This window comes from Nitrosomonas eutropha, from assembly GCF_003201195.1.
Lineage (GTDB): Bacteria > Pseudomonadota > Gammaproteobacteria > Burkholderiales > Nitrosomonadaceae > Nitrosomonas > Nitrosomonas eutropha.
This window is the reverse complement of record NZ_QICQ01000078.1, coordinates 1-1,931: the sequence shown is the minus strand read 5'-3', so window position 1 is coordinate 1,931 and position 1,931 is coordinate 1. Positions and strand designations below refer to the sequence as shown.

General features: G+C 46.6%; 5 protein-coding genes and 1 pseudogene. 4 read left to right on the top strand and 2 right to left on the bottom strand.

Going from position 1 to position 1,931, the window contains the following annotated elements; genetic code table 11:
• From C8R14_RS13890 to C8R14_RS13235, 4 genes and pseudogenes are all read left to right on the top strand, one after another.
• Positions 1–195 (top strand): annotated as a pseudogene (locus C8R14_RS13890) (IS481 family transposase); the annotation flags it as partial.
• A 7-nt stretch (positions 196–202) separates the two neighbouring features.
• The gene (locus C8R14_RS13245; RefSeq protein WP_177165378.1) at positions 203–340 is read left to right on the top strand and encodes a helix-turn-helix transcriptional regulator; all 138 of its coding nucleotides are present in this window, start codon (positions 203–205) and stop codon (positions 338–340) included.
• Positions 341–610: 270 nt separating this feature from the next.
• A complete protein-coding gene (locus C8R14_RS13240; protein ID WP_011634855.1) occupies positions 611–856 on the top strand; it encodes a ParD-like family protein in 246 nt (81 codons plus the stop codon).
• Positions 840–1,121: a type II toxin-antitoxin system RelE/ParE family toxin gene (locus tag C8R14_RS13235; protein WP_011634854.1), complete on the top strand. Its 282-nt coding sequence runs from the start codon at positions 840–842 to the stop codon at positions 1,119–1,121. Before C8R14_RS13240 ends, C8R14_RS13235 begins: the two co-directional genes overlap by 17 nt.
• A gap of 144 nt (positions 1,122–1,265) precedes the next feature.
• On the opposite strand, the gene C8R14_RS14495 is transcribed toward C8R14_RS13235, so the two are convergent.
• Both C8R14_RS14495 and C8R14_RS13225 read right to left on the bottom strand, forming a co-directional pair.
• Complete coding sequence (locus C8R14_RS14495) at positions 1,266–1,481, bottom strand: type II toxin-antitoxin system RelE/ParE family toxin (protein WP_373605820.1); 216 nt, start codon at positions 1,479–1,481, stop codon at positions 1,266–1,268.
• A 293-nt stretch (positions 1,482–1,774) separates the two neighbouring features.
• A partial coding sequence (locus C8R14_RS13225) for an IS3 family transposase (RefSeq protein WP_143000378.1) occupies positions 1,775–1,931 on the bottom strand: 157 nt, incomplete at its 5' end.

The following is a 1,931-nucleotide window of genomic DNA, read 5'->3' as shown; positions in this document are numbered from 1 at the left end:
AAACGGTATTATTACGACTCACACGATCAGTTGAAGGCCCATCTCCATCGCTTTGTGATGGCTTATAACTTCGCCAAAAGACTAAAAGCTCTCAAGGGCCTAACACCCTATGAATACATCTGCAAAATCTGGAAAAATGAGCCAGATCGTTTTATCTTTGATCCATTCCAGCACACCGTGGGACTAAACAGTTAGTCCTGAGATGGCACTTCGGTTAGCGCGATTTTTTGGTAATTCGGCAGAATTTTGGATTAACGCACAAGGCGAGGTAGATCTGTGGGATGCTGCGCGGACGATAGAGAACGAAATTGCGAAAATTCAGCCATTGGCACATGCTTGATGATTAAAGTCGTGTTGTGATCATGGCCCCTGCTATCGAGTTTATTACATACGCAAAGGCCCGATAGTGGAGATCGGGGCCAGGTCGCGAATCAAGAAAATAAATATAACAAGCGTTATTGATTCTGGCTCTGACTTTGAAGGCCTGAAAGACAGCTATTTTGTCATTGCGGTATGCCAAAAGTGCGAAGCAATCTACCTCGAAACTCAGCCTTTCCACATTTGTGGTAAGATGATGATAGTGAGTATTTTGGCAAGCGTGGAGGTCATCATGAATACTTCAACATCTATTCGTATCGATCAGACGTTGTATGAACAGGCACGCAGCGAGGCCCTGGTTGAGCACCGTACCATCGCCGGTCAGATCGAGTACTGGGCCAGGGTGGGGCGTGCTGCACTGGATAATCCTGATCTGCCGGTGAGTTTTATCGCTGAATCGCTGGCTTCGATGGCTGAGCCTCGCAGCGAGGCTACAGATTTTGTACCCCGGTCGGCCGCTGATGAGCTACGGGGTTAAGCAAACCCGAAGATTCGCCCGCGCCTACAAGAAGCTACACGGTAATGTCGCACGGGATGTCGATGCTGCGATCGAGGTCGTGGCAGCCAGGCCGGCAATAGGCGAGCGTAAAAAAGGGGATCTGGCGGAGCTCCTGGTCTATAAATTCCACAGCCAAAATCAGTTGTATCTGCTCGGTTACAGTATTGATGAGGCTGTGTATCTGGTATATCTCGAAGCAGTCGGGCCGCACGAAAATTTCTATCGCGATCTTAAGCATTCGTAAGGAAAGCGCATGGTCGGGGCCGGGTTGCGGCTTGGCAATGCCGCATAATCGAACGAGTGTGTAGCAAGAGCTATTGATTCTGGATCTGAACCTGATCATTGCAAACCATACGTTTGCTTCGCGATCACGACATAACCTTAATCGTTATGTTTCGGTTGGTAAAACAAGCAGTCGCTCGCTGCGCCAAATACGGATCACTTTTATGGCGCCTTTTTCCCTAAGATAAACCCCCCTGAAAGGAGCAAAGATAATTTCTCGGGTATGGGAGAGTTGGAACTCAGGCACTATTCTGCCCATGTCCGGGTGGCTGGTTAAAATCTGAATATGCTCGATTATTTCCCGGGCAAATTTGAAACCAATATCAGGAACACCTTCTTCAATGTAATAACTGATAATGTTTTCCAGGTCATTAAGGCAGCATTGGAAATGCTGACTTTCATTCGATGCCTAAGCGCTTTTTCGCCTCAGACAATGACATGGTATTGCCCTCTTTGATGTCCATAAGACCTTGGGCTTTACTTCACTTATGCCATTGCTATCGTTCTCGCGAGATCACAGGCTATAAAATTAACGGTAACTCATGAAATATATCCTATTTTCAGAGCTTAAACGGCAGCATTACTGACCTGGTCAAGTAAAACCGGACACTCCAGTTAAGCAACATTTTTCACTATTTCCATTTCCATCTCATATTGATTCGGGTTTTTGTAACCCAGGTATGAATGCAGTCGCTGGCTGTTATAGAACATGGAAATATACTGCAGTACATCTTGTTGTGCTTTATGGCGGGTTGGATAATGTTGCCAGTGG